At 71.0% G+C, this 16,545-nt stretch carries 15 protein-coding genes and 1 riboswitch; of the genes, 10 read left to right on the forward strand and 5 right to left on the reverse strand.

Features of this window, described 5'->3' with window-relative positions; genetic code table 11:
* Window positions 1-31: 31 nt before the first annotated feature.
* The 9 genes from OG956_RS30790 to OG956_RS30830 all read left to right on the forward strand — a co-directional run bounded on the left by OG956_RS30790 (window position 32) and on the right by OG956_RS30830 (window position 9,701).
* Entirely contained in the window at window positions 32-2,527 is a 2,496-nt protein-coding gene (locus OG956_RS30790; protein WP_330342991.1) for a mannose-1-phosphate guanyltransferase, read from the forward strand.
* 237 nt (window positions 2,528-2,764) lie between these two features.
* Window positions 2,765-3,613 (forward strand): DUF881 domain-containing protein, encoded by an 849-nt coding sequence (locus OG956_RS30795; protein WP_330341267.1) that lies wholly within the window; start codon window positions 2,765-2,767, stop codon window positions 3,611-3,613.
* A complete protein-coding gene (locus tag OG956_RS30800; protein WP_003988855.1) occupies window positions 3,610-3,942 on the forward strand; it encodes a small basic family protein in 333 nt (110 codons plus the stop codon). The genes OG956_RS30795 and OG956_RS30800 overlap by 4 nt, the downstream gene beginning before the upstream one ends.
* Window positions 3,943-3,947: 5 nt before the next feature.
* Complete coding sequence (locus OG956_RS30805) at window positions 3,948-4,925, forward strand: DUF881 domain-containing protein (RefSeq protein ID WP_330341268.1); 978 nt, start codon at window positions 3,948-3,950, stop codon at window positions 4,923-4,925.
* Window positions 4,926-5,115: 190 nt separating this feature from the next.
* Window positions 5,116-5,943 carry an FHA domain-containing protein gene (locus OG956_RS30810; RefSeq protein ID WP_330341269.1) on the forward strand — a complete coding sequence of 276 codons (828 nt, stop codon included), beginning with the start codon at window positions 5,116-5,118 and terminating at the stop codon, window positions 5,941-5,943.
* 45 nt (window positions 5,944-5,988) lie between these two features.
* The gene (gene ftsR, locus OG956_RS30815; RefSeq protein WP_330341270.1) at window positions 5,989-6,726 is read left to right on the forward strand and encodes a transcriptional regulator FtsR; all 738 of its coding nucleotides are present in this window, start codon (window positions 5,989-5,991) and stop codon (window positions 6,724-6,726) included.
* An 86-nt stretch (window positions 6,727-6,812) separates the two neighbouring features.
* Window positions 6,813-7,286, forward strand: coding sequence for a bifunctional nuclease family protein (locus tag OG956_RS30820; protein WP_004934251.1), 474 nt, complete (start codon window positions 6,813-6,815; stop codon window positions 7,284-7,286).
* Window positions 7,287-7,574: 288 nt separating this feature from the next.
* Window positions 7,575-8,219, forward strand: a complete 645-nt coding sequence (locus OG956_RS30825; RefSeq protein ID WP_330341271.1) for a MerR family transcriptional regulator — start codon at window positions 7,575-7,577, stop codon at window positions 8,217-8,219.
* 66 nt (window positions 8,220-8,285) lie between these two features.
* Entirely contained in the window at window positions 8,286-9,701 is a 1,416-nt protein-coding gene (locus tag OG956_RS30830) for a DNA polymerase IV (protein WP_330341272.1), read from the forward strand.
* Here the strand turns inward: OG956_RS30830 and OG956_RS30835 are convergent.
* Window positions 9,623-9,994 (reverse strand): PRC-barrel domain-containing protein, encoded by a 372-nt coding sequence (locus OG956_RS30835; RefSeq protein WP_330341273.1) that lies wholly within the window; start codon window positions 9,992-9,994, stop codon window positions 9,623-9,625. The genes OG956_RS30830 and OG956_RS30835 overlap by 79 nt on opposite strands.
* A gap of 119 nt (window positions 9,995-10,113) precedes the next feature.
* Window positions 10,114-10,208, forward strand: a riboswitch (glycine riboswitch).
* A gap of 176 nt (window positions 10,209-10,384) precedes the next feature.
* Here OG956_RS30835 and gcvP point away from each other — a divergent pair.
* Window positions 10,385-13,270, forward strand: coding sequence for an aminomethyl-transferring glycine dehydrogenase (gene gcvP, locus OG956_RS30840; protein ID WP_330341274.1), 2,886 nt, complete (start codon window positions 10,385-10,387; stop codon window positions 13,268-13,270).
* Window positions 13,271-13,324: 54 nt separating this feature from the next.
* On the opposite strand, the gene OG956_RS30845 is transcribed toward gcvP, so the two are convergent.
* The 4 genes from OG956_RS30845 to modA are packed head-to-tail and all read right to left on the reverse strand — an operon-like array spanning window position 13,325 to window position 16,515.
* Window positions 13,325-13,744 carry a TOBE domain-containing protein gene (locus tag OG956_RS30845; RefSeq protein ID WP_330341275.1) on the reverse strand — a complete coding sequence of 140 codons (420 nt, stop codon included), beginning with the start codon at window positions 13,742-13,744 and terminating at the stop codon, window positions 13,325-13,327.
* A 28-nt stretch (window positions 13,745-13,772) separates the two neighbouring features.
* A complete protein-coding gene (locus OG956_RS30850) occupies window positions 13,773-14,837 on the reverse strand; it encodes an ABC transporter ATP-binding protein (protein WP_330341276.1) in 1,065 nt (354 codons plus the stop codon).
* Window positions 14,834-15,694, reverse strand: a complete 861-nt coding sequence (modB, locus tag OG956_RS30855) for a molybdate ABC transporter permease subunit (protein WP_330341277.1) — start codon at window positions 15,692-15,694, stop codon at window positions 14,834-14,836. The genes OG956_RS30850 and modB overlap by 4 nt, the downstream gene beginning before the upstream one ends.
* Window positions 15,691-16,515 carry a molybdate ABC transporter substrate-binding protein gene (gene modA / locus OG956_RS30860; RefSeq protein WP_330341278.1) on the reverse strand — a complete coding sequence of 275 codons (825 nt, stop codon included), beginning with the start codon at window positions 16,513-16,515 and terminating at the stop codon, window positions 15,691-15,693. The genes modB and modA overlap by 4 nt, the downstream gene beginning before the upstream one ends.
* Window positions 16,516-16,545: the final 30 nt, after the last annotated feature.

Here is a 16,545-nt window from a genome sequence, read left to right on the forward strand (position 1 = left end):
CCGTCGTCTCTTGGAGGAGGACGCTTCCGACATGAAGGCCGTCGTGATGGCCGGGGGCGAAGGCACGCGCCTGCGCCCTATGACCTCTAGCATGCCCAAGCCGCTCCTGCCGGTGGCCAACCGCCCGATCATGGAGCATGTGCTACGGCTGCTCAAAAGGCACGGGCTCACCGAGACCGTCGTCACCGTTCAGTTCCTGGCATCGCTCGTCAAGAACTACTTCGGCGACGGCGAAGAGCTCGGTATGGAGCTCACCTATGCCAATGAGGAGAAGCCACTCGGAACCGCCGGAAGCGTCAAGAACGCCGAAGAGGCGTTGAAGGACGATGCCTTCCTTGTCATCTCCGGTGATGCGCTGACCGACTTCGACCTCACCGAACTGATCAATTTCCACAAGGAGAAGGGCGCGCTGGTCACGGTCTGCTTGACCCGGGTGCCCAATCCGCTGGAGTTCGGCATCACCATCGTCGACGAGGAAGGCAAGGTCGAGCGTTTCCTCGAGAAGCCGACGTGGGGCCAGGTCTTCTCCGACACGGTGAACACGGGCATCTATGTCATGGAGCCCGAGGTATTCAACTATGTCGAACCCGATGTTCCGGTCGACTGGTCCGGTGACGTCTTCCCGCAGCTGATGAAGGAAGGCAAGCCGATCTACGGCTATGTCGCCGAGGGCTACTGGGAGGACGTCGGCACCCACGAGAGCTATGTCAAGGCCCAGGCCGACGTGCTCGAGGGCAAGGTCAACGTCGACATCGACGGCTTCGAGATCTCGCCCGGCGTCTGGGTCGCGGAAGGCGCCGAGGTGCACCCCGGCGCCGTACTGCGCGGGCCCCTGTACATCGGCGACTACGCGAAGGTGGAGGCCGGCGCGGAGATCCGCGAGCACACGGTCGTCGGCTCGAACGTCGTCGTCAAGAGCGGTGCGTTCCTGCACAAGGCCGTCGTGCACGACAACGTCTACGTCGGGCAGCACAGCAACCTGCGCGGGTGCGTCGTCGGCAAGAACACCGACATCATGCGGGCCGCGCGGATCGAGGACGGCGCGGTCATCGGGGACGAGTGCCTGATCGGTGAGGAATCGATCGTTCAGGGTAACGTCCGGGTGTATCCGTTCAAGACCATCGAAGCCGGCGCCTTCGTCAACACCTCCGTCATCTGGGAGTCCAGAGGACAGGCCCATCTCTTCGGCGCGCGCGGGGTGTCCGGCATCCTGAACGTGGAGATCACGCCGGAGCTGGCCGTACGGCTGGCCGGCGCCTACGCGACCACCCTCAAGAAGGGCTCCACGGTCACCACCGCCCGAGACCACTCCCGAGGCGCCCGTGCGCTGAAGCGGGCGGTCATCTCCGCGCTGCAGGCCAGCGCCATCGACGTACGCGACCTGGAGAACGTGCCGCTGCCCGTGGCCCGGCAGCAGACCGCGCGCGGCAGCGCCGGCGGCATCATGATCCGGACCTCGCCTGGTGTGCCGGACTCGGTCGACATCATGTTCTTCGACGGCAACGGCGCCGACCTGTCGCAGGGCAGTCAGCGCAAGCTGGACCGGGTGTTCGCGCGGCAGGAGTACCGGCGCGCGTTCCCCGGCGAGATCGGCGACCTGTACTTCCCCGCGAGCGTCTTCGACTCCTACACCGGATCGCTGCTGCGGAACGTCGACACGACCGGGATCGCCGAGTCCGGCCTGAAGGTCGTCGTCGACGCCTCCAACGGCAGCGCCGGCCTCGTCCTGCCCAGCCTGCTCGGCAAGCTCGGCGTGGACTCCCTGACCATCAACCCCGGTCTCGACGAGTCCCGGCCCACCGAGACGGCCGAGATGCGGCGCAACGGCCTCGTGCGGCTGGGCGAGATAGTGGCCTCGTCCGGGGCGGCCTTCGGCGTCCGGTTCGACCCCGTGGGCGAGCGGCTGTCGCTCGTCGACGAGAAGGGCCGGATCATCGAGGACGACCGCGCGTTGCTGGTGATGCTGGACCTGGTGGCCGCCGAGCGGCGCAGCGGCCGGGTTGCGCTGCCGGTGACCACGACCCGGATCGCCGAGCAGGTCGCCGCCTACCACGGCACCCAGGTCGAGTGGACGACCACCTCGCCCGACGACCTGACGCGCGTGGGCGGCGAGGAAGGCACCATCTTCGGTGGCGACGGCAAGGGCGGGTTCATCGTCCCCGAGTTCAGCAGCGTCTACGACGGCACGGCGGCCTTCGTACGCCTCATCGGGCTGGTGGCGCGCACCCAGCTCACACTGAGCCAGATCGACGCGAGGATCCCGCGGGCGCACGTCCTCAAGCGGGACCTGGCCACGCCGTGGGCGGTCAAGGGCCTGGTCATGCGGCGGGTGGTCGAGGCCGCCGGGGATCGATTCGTCGACACGACAGACGGTGTGCGCGTGGTGGAGACGGACGGGCGCTGGGTCATGGTGCTGCCCGACCCTGCGGAGGCCGTCACCCACCTGTGGGCCGAGGGCCCCGACGACGCCTCGGCGCAGGCCCTGCTGGACGAGTGGTCGGCCGTCGTGGACAGCGCCGGGCGGTAGCCCGGAACAGGCACGGGAAGCGTCCGCGGACAGCGCTCGCGGACCAGGACGCGGGCGCTGCTGTACCGCAAAACCCGCGCACGCGCGCGTGCCGGACAAGCGTCCCCAAGGGGGCCTGTCCGGCACGCGGGCGGGGCCATTCGGAGTAATCGCGCGCGACATGCGACGATGTGCGGCATGCCGCAGCAACCTCCCGTTCGGAGCAGCCCCACGCGGCCTCAGCGCCCGGACGCCTCCATGTCGTTGATCACCAACGTCATGGACCACAGCCTCGACGACGGGTACGCCGAGGCCGCCGCCCGGAAGAAGTCCCTGGGCGAGGGCGGCCTGCCCAAGACGCTCAGGGCGAAGCTGGGCCTAGCGGCCGGCCTCGTCCTCGCGGCGCTCGTGGTGACCGTCGGGGCGGCGCAGACGCGGGCCGCGGCGCCCGTGGTGGCCAAGGAGCGCCAGGAGCTGATCGACCGCGTCGACAGCGAGACCGCGAACGCGGACAAGCTGGAGAGCACCGTCGACAAGCTCCGCGACGACGTCAGCGCGCGCCAGCGGGCAGCGCTGAAGTCGAGCGGGGGCAGCGCGAAGGCGGACCTGGTGGGCGTTCTGTCGGGCGCGACCGCCGTGCACGGCCCCGGCGTCAAGCTCGTCGTCGACGACGCCAAGGAGGCCAGCACGGGCGGTGACGGCACCAATCCGCGGGAGACCTCCGGGTTCTCCGACACCGGCCGGGTCCGTGACCGGGACATGCAGCGCGTGGTCAACGGGCTGTGGGCGTCCGGGGCGGAGGCCGTCTCGATCAACGGGCAGCGGTTGACCGCCCTGTCCGCGATCAGGGCCGCGGGGGACGCGATACTGGTCGACAACAGGCCGCTGGTGCCGCCGTACACGGTGCTGGCGGTGGGGGACGGGAAGCGGCTCAGCACCGGGTTCCAGAACAGCGCCGACGGTCTGTACCTGCACGCCCTGGAGCAGAACTTCGGCATCCGCGCCACCATCTCGGTGCAGGGCGACCTGCGGTTGCCCGCCGCACCGAGCGTGATCGTACGTACTGCACAGCCGAGCACCGAGAAGACTGAGAAGGGCACATCGTGATCGCCGTACTGGGCCTCGTCGTGGGAGTCGTGGCCGGCCTGTTGGTCCGGCCCGAGGTTCCGGCGGTTGTCGAGCCGTATCTGCCGATCGCCGTCGTCGCCGCGCTGGACGCCGTGTTCGGTGGTCTGCGGGCCATGCTGGACGGCATCTTCGACGACAAGGTCTTCGTCGTGTCGTTCCTGTCGAACGTGGTCGTCGCCGCGCTGATCGTGTTCCTCGGCGACAAGTTGGGCGTGGGCGCGCAGCTGTCCACGGGTGTCGTGGTGGTCCTCGGCATCCGGATCTTCTCCAACGCCGCGGCGATCCGGCGCCACGTGTTCCGGGCGTGACACCGATGAGCGAGCACAACGAGCGGAACCAGCCGAGCGAGCCGAACCGGCCGGGCGAGCCGAACCGGCCGAGCGAGCGGAACGAGCGGCCTGAGCGGTCGGAGCAGCCGGGGCGGTCGGAGCGGTCCGAGCAACCTGGGCGGTCGGAGCAGCCGAAGCAGCCGGAGCAGCCGGAGAACCGGCTCCGCAGGGAGATCCCCGAGGAGGTGCCCGCACGGGCGTCCGAGCCGGCCCCCGAGGAGGAGCGGACGGAGCAGCCGCTGACCGGCCGGCAGCGGCTGGTCAAGGGCCTGTGGCCGCCGCGTTTCACCCGGGCGCAACTCATCGTGGCCGTGCTCCTGTTCGGGCTCGGCTTCGGGCTGGCCGTGCAGGTGGCCTCCAACAGCGACACCGACAGCGCGCTGCGCGGGGCACGCCAGGAGGATCTTGTGCGCATCCTCGATGAACTGGATTCGCGTACTCAGCGTCTTGAGGACGAGAGGCAGGGACTCGAGAAGCAGCGCCAGGAGCTGCAGAGCAGCTCCGACCGGGCCGCGGAGGCGCGCAGGCAGACCGCCGAGAAGGAGAGGCAACTCGGCATTCTGGCGGGCACCGTGGCCGCGCAGGGTCCCGGCATCACGATGACGATCGAGGACACGAAGGGGACGGTCAAGGCTGACATGCTGCTCGACGCGATCCAGGAGTTGCGCGCGGCCGGTGCCGAGGCGATCCAGGTCAACGGGGTCCGGGTGGTCGCGAACACCTACTTCACCGACTCCGGCAACGGCGTGGGCGTCGACGGGAACAAGATCAACGCCCCTTATCGTTTCAAGGTCATCGGCAAGCCGCAGGACCTGGAGCCGGCGCTGAACATCCCGGGAGGCGTGGTGCAGACCTTGGAGAAGGAGCAGGCCACGGTGACGGTCCAGCAGTCCGGCAAGATCGTCGTGGATGCCTTGCGACAGGCGAAGCGGCCTGACTACGCTCGGTCGTCCTCCCAGTGAACCGGCGGTGCATGGGGGACGTCCGGCAGGGGCATGAGGTTGCGGGGGGTCGGCGCACCGAAGCGGTGGTGCGTGGTGGAAACTGTCTGGTGGTTACGGACGTTGTGAGAATGTCCGGCTCGGCCGGTGTAGGCAATCAGGGTTCGTCCTGCCCCACGGGCGGGTCTGTTTCGGTCAAGGGGAATCGCCCGTGAAGTTGTTTGCGAAGTTGTTCGGCAAGAGCGCGCGAGAGGGCAGCGACAACGCGACCGCTCGGCACCGCGCGCAGCCTGACGCGGAGGGCCAGCGCCCGCTGTTCCGGGACCAGGTCGCTGGTCCGGGCGGTGACATTTCCGGAGGTCAGGGCGGGGCGTCGGTTGACCCTGCCCAGTCCGGCGGCATAGGTTTCGGGCAACCGTCAGCCTCGGGTGCGGGTGGAGGGTACGCCCCCGGTCCGTACGCGTCCAACGCCCCGGCGGGGCAGCCGCAGGAGGATCCGTCCATGTCGGTCCTGGTGTGTACGAGGTGCGGCAACCGCAACGCGCAGAACGCCCGCTTCTGCTCCAACTGCGGTGCGCCGCTGCGCCCGGGGGTGGCGCCGGAGCGCGCGTCCGAGACGACGTCCACGATCTCGATCTCCGGCCTGGAGGCGTACGACGCCGAGGTCACCGGCCAGACGCAGATGCCGATGCTCTCGCCGGAGGCGCAGGCCGCGGTGGACGCGCTGCCGATGGGCTCGGCGCTGCTGGTGGTGCGCCGCGGCCCGAACTCGGGCAGCCGCTTCCTGCTGGACAGCGATCTGACCACGGCCGGCCGTCATCCGCAGAGCGACATCTTCCTGGACGACGTGACGGTCTCGCGTCGGCATGTGGAGTTCCGCCGCTCCCCGGACGGCTCGTTCACCGTGGCCGACGTCGGCAGTCTGAACGGCACGTACGTCAACCGCGAGCGGATCGACCAGGTCGCGCTGTCGAACGGTGACGAGGTGCAGATCGGCAAGTACCGGCTGGTGTTCTACGCGAGCCGGCAGGGCATCTGACCCGCCCCCGGACCGGTGTCCGGGGGGAACCCCCAGGGAAGGTCCATGCTTCACACACCGAGCGGCGGTGCCGGAAGCGGTACTGCCGCCAGGGACAGCGGGCTGATGAGCATCGGCACCGTGCTGAACGTGCTGCGCGACGAGTTCCCCGAAGTCACCGTCTCCAAGATCCGCTTCCTGGAGTCGGAGGGGCTCATCGAGCCGCAGCGGAGCCCTGCGGGGTACCGCAAGTTCAGCGCCAGGGACGTCGAGCGGCTGGCGCATGTGCTCAGGATGCAGCGGGACCACTATCTGCCGCTCAAGGTGATCCGCGAGCATCTGGACGCCATGGAGCGTGGCGAGGCCGTCCAGCTGCCCCTGGTGGGGCGCCAGCGCACCGGTGAGGACGCCCCGGAGCCCACCGGCGCGCCCACGGTGGCCCGGGTGGGCAGAGCCGAGCTGCTGGCGGCCGCGGAGATCGACGAGGCGGACCTGGAGGAGTGGGAGTCGTACGGCCTCATCGCTCCGCTGCACGACGGGGCCTACGACGCCGAGGCGGTCACCGTGGCCTCGCTCATCGCCGAACTGGGCCGGTACGGCATCGAGCCACGCCACCTTCGGGTGATGAAGGCCGCCGCCGACCGCGAGGCCGGGCTGGTGGAGCAGGTCGTGGCCCCGCTCAAGCGCCACCGCAACCCGCAGACCAGGGCACACGCCGAGGCCCGGGCGAAGGAGCTGGCGGCGCTCACGGTGAAGCTGCACGCGGCGCTGGTGCAGACCGCGCTCGGGGTGCGGCTGCCCTGACCGCCGGGGGCCGCCGGCGACCCGGATCGGCCACCTGTTCCCGGCCCGACTACCCAAACGTCCCGAGCACGGCCTAGGGTTGCTGTGTGAACGAGCTCGATGTCGTAGGTGTCCGGGTCGAAATGCCCTCCAACCAACCGATCGTGCTCCTGCGCGAAGTGGGAGGCGACCGTTACCTCCCCATCTGGATCGGGCCGGGAGAGGCGACGGCGATCGCGTTCGCCCAGCAGGGCATGGCCCCCGCCAGGCCGCTGACCCACGACCTGTTCAAGGACGTGCTGGAGGCCGTAGGCCAGGAGCTGACCGAGGTACGCATCACCGATCTGCGGGAAGGCGTGTTCTACGCGGAGCTGGTCTTCGCCAGCGGGGTCGAGGTCAGCGCCCGCCCCTCCGATGCCATAGCGCTGGCCCTGCGCACCGGAACGCCGATCTACGGCAGTGACACGGTGCTGGACGACGCCGGCATCGCCATTCCGGACGAGCAGGAGGACGAGGTGGAGAAGTTCCGCGAGTTCCTCGACCAGATCTCGCCCGAGGACTTCGGTACGAGCAACCAGTGAGCACGGGCAACCGGTGAGCACGGGCAACCGGTGAGCGCGGACGGCCGGTGGGCGGCGACCCGGGCCCGGGGAGGCGCCCTCGGCAACGCCTTGCGCGGGCACGTGCCATCGGCCTGTGAGAGCGTCCTAGGCGTTCCCCCGAGCGCATTCGGCTAGCCTTTCCCCGCGGTGGGGCACGGGAAACCACTCCTAGGGTGATTATCACTCGGCGTGCCGAGTGTGGCGATCGTTGACGCACCCCTGGTGACTGCCTACCGTCGTGAAGGCAGGTCAAGGACGGAGGTCGGCGTGAGAACCAGCGGCGACGGTACGGCTGGGGGTGCTCCCGTGCGTGGTTTCGGGGAGAACGGGCCGTACCCGGTTCACAGCAGCGCGGTGGATCACGCTCCGCAGCGGCCGACGGTGGTGCCGAACGGCGGAGGGGCGGCTTCCATGACGTCGGAACAGATCGGCTACCGGGGGCCGACGGCCTGCGCGGCCGCCGGCATCACCTACCGGCAGCTCGACTACTGGGCGCGCACCGGCCTGGTAGAGCCGAGCGTGCGGCCCGCCTACGGGTCGGGGACGCAGCGGCTGTACAGCTTCCGCGACGTCGTCGTCCTGAAGATCGTCAAGCGGTTCCTGGACACCGGGGTCTCGCTGCAGAACATCCGGACGGCCGTGCAGCACCTCAGGGAACGCGGTTTCCGCGACCTGGAGCGGATGACGCTGATGAGCGACGGCGCCACGGTGTACGAGTGCACCTCGCCCGACGAGGTCCACGCCCTGCTCCAGGGCGGTCAGGGCATCTTCGGGATCGCCGTCGGCGTGGTCTGGCGCGACGTGGAAAGCGCGCTCTCGCAGCTGCACGGCGAGCGCATCGACACCGGCGAGACCCTCGTCGGGCCCAACCCCGCGGACGAGCTGGCACGGCGCCGCAACCGGGCGGTCTGAGCCCCGGCCCACCGGCCGTCCGCCTGCACCACGGCATTGTCAGTGCCGTGGTGCAGCATCGGAGATGTGAGAAACGCGCCCACGATCCTGCATCTCGACATGGATGCCTTCTACGCCTCGGTGGAGCAGGCATCCAAGCCGAGCCTGCGCGGGAAAGCGGTCGTCGTGGGCGGGCTCGGTCCGCGCGGGGTGGTGGCCACCGCGTCGTACGAGGCACGGGCGTTCGGGGTGCACTCGGCGATGCCCATGGCCCAGGCGCGCCGGCTGGCGCCCAACGCGGCGTATCTGGTGCCGCGGTTCGGCCTGTACCGGCAGATCAGCGAGCAGGTGATGGCGCTGCTGCGGGAGCTGTCGCCGCTGGTGGAGCCGCTCAGCCTGGACGAGGCGTTCGTGGACCTGGAGGCCGGCGGGACCGCCTGGGACGAGGAGTCGGCGCGGCTGGCCGGGATCAAGCTGCGCGCGGACATCCGGGCGGTCACCGGGCTCACCGGATCGGTGGGGCTCGCCGCCTCCAAGATGCTCGCCAAGATCGCCTCCGAGCAGGCCAAGCCGGACGGGCTGGTGGTGATCGAGCCGGGCTCCGAGCGGGCGCTGCTGGGGCCGATGCCGGTGCGGACCCTGCCGGGGGTGGGGCCGGCCACCGGGGACCATCTGCGCAGGGCCGGCATCACCACGGTCGAGGAACTGGCCGAGGCGGGCGAGGACGAGCTGGTACGGCTGCTGGGCAAGGCACACGGGCAGGCGCTGTACGCCATGGCCCTGGCCCACGACGAACGGCCCGTGGTGGCCGAGCGCGAGGCGAAGTCGGTGTCGGTCGAGGACACCTACGACGTGGACATCCACGACCGGCTGCGGATCGGGCTGGAGGTGCGGCGGCTCGCCGACCGGTGCGTGGGGCGGCTGCGGGGGGCCGGGCTGTCGGGGCGGACCATCGTGCTGAAGGTGCGGCGGTACGACTTCTCGACGCTGACCCGGTCGGAGACGCTGCGGGGGCCGACCGACGATCCGGCGGTGGTGCGGGAGGCGGCCGCGCGGCTGCTGGACTCCGTGGACACCACGGGCGGGGTACGGCTGCTCGGTGTGGGCGTCTCCGGGCTCGCCGACTACACCCAGGAGGACCTGTTCGCCCAGGCCATGCCCGCGCGGGCGGAGGAGACGCCGGAGGAGACGGGGGCCGAGGTGACGGCGGAGCGGCCGGAGCCGGAGGAGCGGTCGTGGCGGGCCGGTCAGGACGTCAGGCACGCGGAGTACGGGCACGGGTGGGTGCAGGGGAGCGGGCTGGGCCGGGTGACCGTGCGGTTCGAGACGCCGCAGTCCCCTCCGGGGCGGGTGCGGACGTTCTCCGTCGACGATCCCGCGCTGGAGTCCGCCGATCCGTTGCCGCTGGTTCCGGATCTCGCCCTTCAGGTCTCCTCCGAGCCCGCCAGTCTGCCGAAGTCGTGGTCCGGGACCGAGGGGGGTGAGACCACGTCGAGGCCGTAGTGGTGGTAGAGCTGGAGTTCCTGTTCGGGGGAGAGGTGGCGGCCCACGCCGAAGTCGGGGGCGTTCTTGATCAGGGCGCGGTCGAAGGGGACGTGGAGGGAGCCGTCTATCAGTTCGCTCGGTTCCAGGGGGACGAAGGCGTCGCGGGAGAACAGTCCTGTCCGTATGGCCGCCCATTCGGGGACGCCGGTCGCGTCGTCGAGGTACACCTCGTCGATCGTGCCGATCTTGGCGCCGTTGCGGTCGAACGCCTTGCGGCCGATCAGGTTGCGCGGATCGATCTCGGTCTGCACGGTCCGTCTCCCTCCACTTGGTCGCAACTCATCCGTAAGCACTACAAAAGAGCACATTCAGTCGGGCGGCCACTCGAGGGCCCCGGCGTTGACCTCGCTGGTAGGCTGACAGCGGCTGCTGACCCCGTGCGGGAGAGTCCTCCGACCACCTCGGAGGCGCCGAAGGAGCAAATCCTCCCCGGAATCTCTCAGGCTCACGTACCGCACGGACGAGGTCACTCTGGAAAGCAGGGCGGGTGCCGACGGCACCGGCTCTCACCGACGGTGAAAACCGGGTGCCCTCGGGCGACCCGGTGAAGCTCTCAGGTTGAGATGACAGAGGGGGAGGCCGTCCGGGCACCCGTGCAGTGGTGCCCCTCGAAGGTCGCGTCAGACCAGGAGGCCTCCGCAATGACCGCCCACCGCATCCCGCTCTCGGAGCTCGAAGCGGGCATCCCGTTCGAGCAGCGCCACATCGGGCCCGACCAGGAGGCGCGGGCGAAGATGCTCGCGCACGTCGGCTACGGCTCGCTGGACGAGCTGACCGCCGCGGCGGTGCCCGATGTGATCAAGAACGCCGACGCCCTCGACCTGCCCGGCGCCCGCACCGAGGCCGAGGTGCTCGCCGAGCTGCGCGCGCTCGCCGACCGCAACCAGGTCCTCGACTCCATGATCGGCCTGGGCTACTACGGGACGTTCACGCCGCCCGTCATCCTGCGCAACGTCATGGAGAACCCGGCCTGGTACACGGCCTACACCCCGTACCAGCCGGAGATCTCCCAGGGCCGGCTCGAAGCGCTGCTGAACTTCCAGACGATGGTCGCCGACCTCACCGGCCTGCCCACCTCCGGCGCCTCCCTCCTGGACGAGGGCACCGCCGCCGCCGAGGCCATGGCGCTCTCCCGCCGCATGGGCCGGAACAAGAAGGGCCTCTTCCTGGTCGACGCGGACGCGCTGCCGCAGACCATCGCCGTCATCCAGACCCGCGCGGAGCCCACCGGCGTCGAGGTCGTCGTCGCCGACCTCTCCGAGGGCATCCCGGCCGAGGTCGCCGAGCGTGAGATCAACGGCGTGCTGATCCAGTACCCGGGCGCCTCCGGCGCCGTACGGGACATCAAGCCGGTCATCGACCAGGCGCACGAGCTGGGCGCCCTGGTCACGGTCGCCGCCGACCTGCTCGCGCTGACCCTGCTCACCTCTCCGGGTGAGCTGGGCGCCGACATCGCCGTCGGCACCACCCAGCGCTTCGGTGTGCCGATGGGCTTCGGCGGTCCGCACGCCGGCTACATGGCCGTGCACGAGAAGTTCGCGCGCAGCCTGCCCGGCCGGCTCGTGGGCGTCTCCGTCGACGCCGACGGCAACAAGGCCTACCGCCTCGCCCTGCAGACCCGCGAGCAGCACATCCGCCGCGAGAAGGCCACCAGCAACATCTGCACCGCCCAGGTGCTGCTCGCCGTGATGGCCGGCATGTACGCCGTCTACCACGGCCCGGAGGGCCTGAAGACCATCGCCCGCCGCACCCACCGGTACGCCACCCTCCTCGCCGAGGGCCTGAAGGCCGGTGGCGTGGAGATCGTGCACCGCGCGTTCTTCGACACCGTCACCGCGCGCGTGCCCGGCAAGGCCGCCCAGGTCGTCGCCGCGGCCCGGGACAACGGCGTCAACCTGCACCTCGTCGACGCCGACCACGTCTCGATCGCCTGCGACGAGACCACCAAGCGGGCGCAGCTCGCCGCCGTGTGGTCCGCGTTCGGCGTCGAGGCCGACATCGAGGCGCTGGACGCGACCGCCGAGGACACCCTGCCCGAGGCGCTGCTGCGCACCGACGCCTACCTCACCCACCCGGTCTTCCACCAGCACCGCTCCGAGACCGCGATGCTGCGCTACCTGCGCCGCCTCGCCGACCGCGACTACGCACTCGACCGCGGCATGATCCCGCTGGGCTCCTGCACCATGAAGCTCAACGCGACCACCGAGATGGAGCCGGTCACCTGGCCCGAGTTCGGCCAGCTGCACCCCTTCGCGCCCGCCGAGCAGGCCGAGGGCTACCTCACGCTCATCCGCGAGCTGGAGGAACGTCTCGCCGAGGTCACCGGCTACGACAAGGTCTCCCTGCAGCCGAACGCCGGCTCCCAGGGCGAACTGGCCGGCCTGCTCGCCGTACGCGGCTACCACCGCGCCAACGGCGACGAGCAGCGCACCGTCTGCCTGATCCCGTCCTCCGCGCACGGCACCAACGCGGCCAGCGCCGTGATGGCCGGCATGAGGGTCGTCGTCGTCAGGACCGCCGAGGACGGCGAGATCGACGTCGAGGACCTGCGGGCGAAGATCGAGCAGTACCGCGACGAGCTGGCCGTGCTCATGATCACCTACCCGTCCACGCACGGCGTGTTCGAGGAGCACGTCGCCGACATCTGCGCGCAGGTGCACGAGGCCGGCGGCCAGGTGTACGTCGACGGCGCCAACCTCAACGCCCTGGTCGGCCTCGCCAAGCCGGGCCACTTCGGCGGTGACGTCTCCCACCTGAACCTGCACAAGACGTTCTGCATCCCGCACGGCGGCGGCGGCCCCGGCGTCGGCCCGGTCGCGGTCCGCTCGCACCTGGCGCCGTACCTGCCGAACCACCCGCTCCAGCCGGCCGCCGGCCCGGAGACCGGCGTCGGTCCGATCTCGGCCGCCCCGTGGGGCTCGGCGGGCATCCTGCCGATCTCCTGGGCGTACGTCCGTCTGATGGGCGGCGAGGGCCTGAAGCGGGCCACCCAGGTGGCCGTGCTGTCGGCGAACTACATCGCCAAGCGCCTGGAGCCGCACTACCCGGTGCTCTACACCGGCCCCGGCGGCCTGGTCGCGCACGAGTGCATCATCGACCTGCGCCCGCTGACCAAGGCGACCGGCGTGAGCGTGGACGACGTGGCCAAGCGGCTGATCGACTACGGCTTCCACGCGCCGACCATGTCCTTCCCGGTGGCCGGCACGCTGATGATCGAGCCGACCGAGTCGGAGGACCTCACCGAGCTGGACCGGTTCTGCGACGCGATGATCGCCATCCGCGCGGAGATCGAGAAGGTCGGCGCGGGCGAGTGGCCGGCGGACGACAACCCGCTGCGGAACGCGCCGCACACCGCGGGCGCGCTCGGCGGTGAGTGGAAGCACGCCTACGGCCGCGAGGAGGCCGTGTTCCCGGCCGGTGTGTCGGCCGCCGACAAGTACTGGCCGCCGGTGCGCCGCATCGACCAGGCCTTCGGCGACCGGAACCTGGTGTGCTCCTGCCCGCCGCTGGACGCGTACGAGGACTGAGCGAGCGGCTGCCTTCAGGGCCCCGTCCGGACTCCGGGCGGGGCCCTCGGCCTGTCATGCCGTGGCGAGGGACACCTCGGTCGCCTTGATGAGGGCGACCACGTCGGAGCCCACGAAGAGGCCGAGGTCGGCGACCGCGTCCTTGGTGATCGCCGCGGTCAGGACGCCGCCGTCGATGGAGATCTTCACCGTCGCCATGACCGCGCCGGTCGTCAGGCCGGTGACCGCGCCGGGAAGCTGGTTGCGGATCGACAGGCCCTCCACCCGCCGGCTGGCCACCGAGACCTCGGTCGACTTCACCAGGGCGCGGACGGGCGAGCCGGGGGTGAGGGCGAGCTCGTCGGCGGACTCCTTGGTGACGGCCGCCACGAGGTGCTGGCCGCCGTCCAGGCGGAGCCTGACGATGGCCATGGCCTCGCCCGGGTGGACCTCGGTGACGGTGCCGGGGAGCTGGTTGCGGATGCTCAGGGTCATGGACACTCACCGTAGAGCGCCCGCCCGTTCAGGCCGGGTACGCGTGCGTCTGCGTCGCTTTGACCGTCGCCCAGACAGCAGACCCGGGGTGCAGGCCGAGGTCGGCCGCGGCGACCGTGGTGAGGTCGGCGGCGAGCCGCAGTTCGCCGCCGAGGTCGGCGCGGATCCGGTCGCCGTGCGTCTCCAGGCCTGCCACCTCGCAGCGCCAGAGGTTGCGGGCGCTGGCGCCGGTGGGCCGGTCCCGGAACAGGGTGACGGCGGACGGCGGGAACGCCACGAACGCCGGACCGTTCAGCTCCTCGGTCGTGGTGACCGAGGGCCCCGCGTCGAGCCGCACGGTGTGGCCGTCGGCCTGGCCCCGGTAGAGGTTGAGGCCGACGAGCTGGGCGATGTAGTCGGTGCGCGGGCGTCGGGCGATGTCCGCGGGGGCGCCCTCCTGGACGATGCGGCCGTGCTCGATGACCACCAGACGGTCCGCGAGCACCATGGCGTCCAGCGGGTCGTGGGTGACCAGGACGGCTACGGCCTCGAACTCGGCCAGATGGCGGCGGAGTTGGGCGCGTACCTCCAGGCGGGTGCGGGCGTCCAGCGCGGCCAGCGGCTCGTCCAGGAGCAGCAGCCGGGGGCGGGTGGCCAGGGCGCGGGCCAGGGCCACGCGCTGTGCCTGTCCGCCGGACAGGCGGCGCGGCTTGGCGTCCGCGTGCGCGGCGAGGCCCATCCGGTCCAGCCAGGCCGCCGCCTGGGCGCGGGCCTCCGCCTTGCCCGCACCCCGGCAGCGGGGGCCGAAGGCGACGTTGTCCAGGGCGGACAGGTGGGGGAAGAGCAGGTAGTCCTGGAAGACCACGCCGACCGGGCGGGACTCCGGGGGAGTGCGGTCCAAGGCGGTGCCGTCCAGGCGCAGGTGACCGCCGGTGAGCGGGGTGAGGCCGGCGAGGGCGCGCAGGGCGGTGGTCTTTCCGGCGCCGTTGGGTCCGAGGAGGGCGACGACGTCACCGGGGGCGGCGGTGAGGGTGAGATCCAGGCGGAAGCCGGGGCGGTCGACTATGAGGTGGGCGTCCAGGCCGTCCGTGTCGCGCGGGTGGGCGTTCGTCATGAGGTGGTCATCCAGCGGTCTCGCAACCCCGCCAGGACCGCGATCGACACCGCCAGCAGGACCAGGCTGAGGGCGATCGCGGCGTCGGGGTCGTTCTGCAGGGCCAGGTAGACCGCGAGGGGCATGGTCTGGGTGCGGCCGGGGAAGTTGCCCGCGAAGGTGATGGTCGCGCCGAACTCGCCGAGCGCGCGCGCCCAGGCGAGGACCGCGCCCGCCGCGATGCCGGGCGCGATCAGCGGCAGCGTGACCCGGCGGAACGCGGTGAAGCGGGACGCGCCCAGCGTGGTCGCCGCCTCCTCGTACCGCGGGTCGGCGGCGCGGAGGGTGCCCTCGACGCTGATGACCAGGAACGGCATCGCGACGAACGCCTCGGCGAGCACGACCCCGGCGGTGGTGAACGGCAGCGTGATCCCGAACCAGGCGTCCAGCCAGCGCCCGATCACCCCGTTGCGGCCGAGCGCGAGGAGCAGGGCCACACCGCCGACCACCGGCGGCAGGACCAGCGGCAGGGTCACCAGGGCCCGTACGAACCCGCGGCCCGGGAACTGCGTGCGGGCCAGCAGCCAGGCCAGCGGCACGCCCAGGACGAGGCTGACGGCCGTTGCCGCCGTGGCGCTGACCAGCGACAGCTGGAGCGCCTGCCACACCTCGGTGCTGGACAGCTGCTCCGGCAGGCTGTGCCAGGGCGCGCGGACGAGCAGCGCGAGAAGCGGCAGCAGCAGGAACGCCAGCGCCAGCAGGCCCGGCAGCAGCAGCGGCAACGGCACTCCGCGCCGGCCCCCCGCGCCGACGCGGCGGCGCCGCGGCCGGCCCGTTCGGGGACCGGTCGCGGCGCCGGGTTCGAGAAGCGAGGTCACGGCTTGAGGAATCCGGCCTCGCCGAGCACCTTCTGGCCCTCGGCGGACCGCACGAGGGCGATGAACGCCCTGGCGGCCGCGGCGTTCGGCGCGTTCTTCAGCAGCACGATGGGATAGTCGTTGATCGCCTTGGCGGACTCGGGGAACTCCACGCCCTCCACCTTGCCACCCGCGGACTTCACGTCGGTCTCGTAGACGACCGCGGCGTCCGCCTCCTTCAGCTCCACCTTGTTCAGGGCGGCCTTGACGTCCTGCTCGTAGGAGACCGGGGTGACCTTGAGTCCGGCGGCGTCCAGGGCTTTCTGGGCGGCGGCGCCGCACGGCACCGTCTTGTCGCACAGGACGACCTTGAGGCCGGACGCGGTGAGGTCCTTCAGAGCGGCCACCTTGTGCGGGTTGCCCGGCAGGGTTGCGATCTCCAGCTGGTTGCGGACGAAGGTGGCCGGGGTGCCGGCCGCGTCCTTCTTGTCCGTCACGATCGCCATGGTCTTGGGGCTGGCGGCGGCGAAGACGTCCGCCGGGGCACCGCCGGTGATGCTCGCGGCGAGCGTGTCGCTGCCGCCGAAGTTGAAGCTGACCTTGGTGCCCGGGTGGTCCTTCTCGAACTCCTTGCCCAGGGTCGTGAAGCCCTCCTTCAGCGAGGCGGCGGCGAACACGGTGACGTTGCCGGACAGCTTCGGTGAAGCGGCGTCCGGCGCGCCCGACGCCGAGTCCTTCGAGTTCGAGGACGAGGAGCAGGCGCCGAGGGCCATCAGGGCGGCGGCTCCCGCACCGGCCAGCTGCAGTGTCCGCCGGGTCCGGCGCACGGAACGGGTCTTCACGGTTGTACTCCTCGTGCTCTGCGGAACAAC

Origin of the sequence: Streptomyces sp. NBC_00557 (genome assembly GCF_036345995.1) — a bacterium.
GTDB lineage: Bacteria > Actinomycetota > Actinomycetes > Streptomycetales > Streptomycetaceae > Streptomyces.

Bases quoted from the DNA above. Each gene is read 5' to 3' on its own strand.
- gcvP (WP_330341274.1), top strand. From the start codon at position 10,385: ATGACCGCCCACCGCATCCCGCTCTCGGAGCTCGAAGCGGGCATCCCG.
- OG956_RS30845 (WP_330341275.1), bottom strand. From the start codon at position 13,744: ATGACCCTGAGCATCCGCAACCAGCTCCCCGGCACCGTCACCGAGGTC.
- OG956_RS30790 (WP_330342991.1), top strand. From the start codon at position 32: ATGAAGGCCGTCGTGATGGCCGGGGGCGAAGGCACGCGCCTGCGCCCT.
- ftsR (WP_330341270.1), top strand. From the start codon at position 5,989: ATGCTTCACACACCGAGCGGCGGTGCCGGAAGCGGTACTGCCGCCAGG.
- OG956_RS30805 (WP_330341268.1), top strand. From the start codon at position 3,948: ATGAGCGAGCACAACGAGCGGAACCAGCCGAGCGAGCCGAACCGGCCG.
- OG956_RS30850 (WP_330341276.1), bottom strand. From the start codon at position 14,837: ATGACGAACGCCCACCCGCGCGACACGGACGGCCTGGACGCCCACCTC.
- OG956_RS30795 (WP_330341267.1), top strand. From the start codon at position 2,765: ATGTCGTTGATCACCAACGTCATGGACCACAGCCTCGACGACGGGTAC.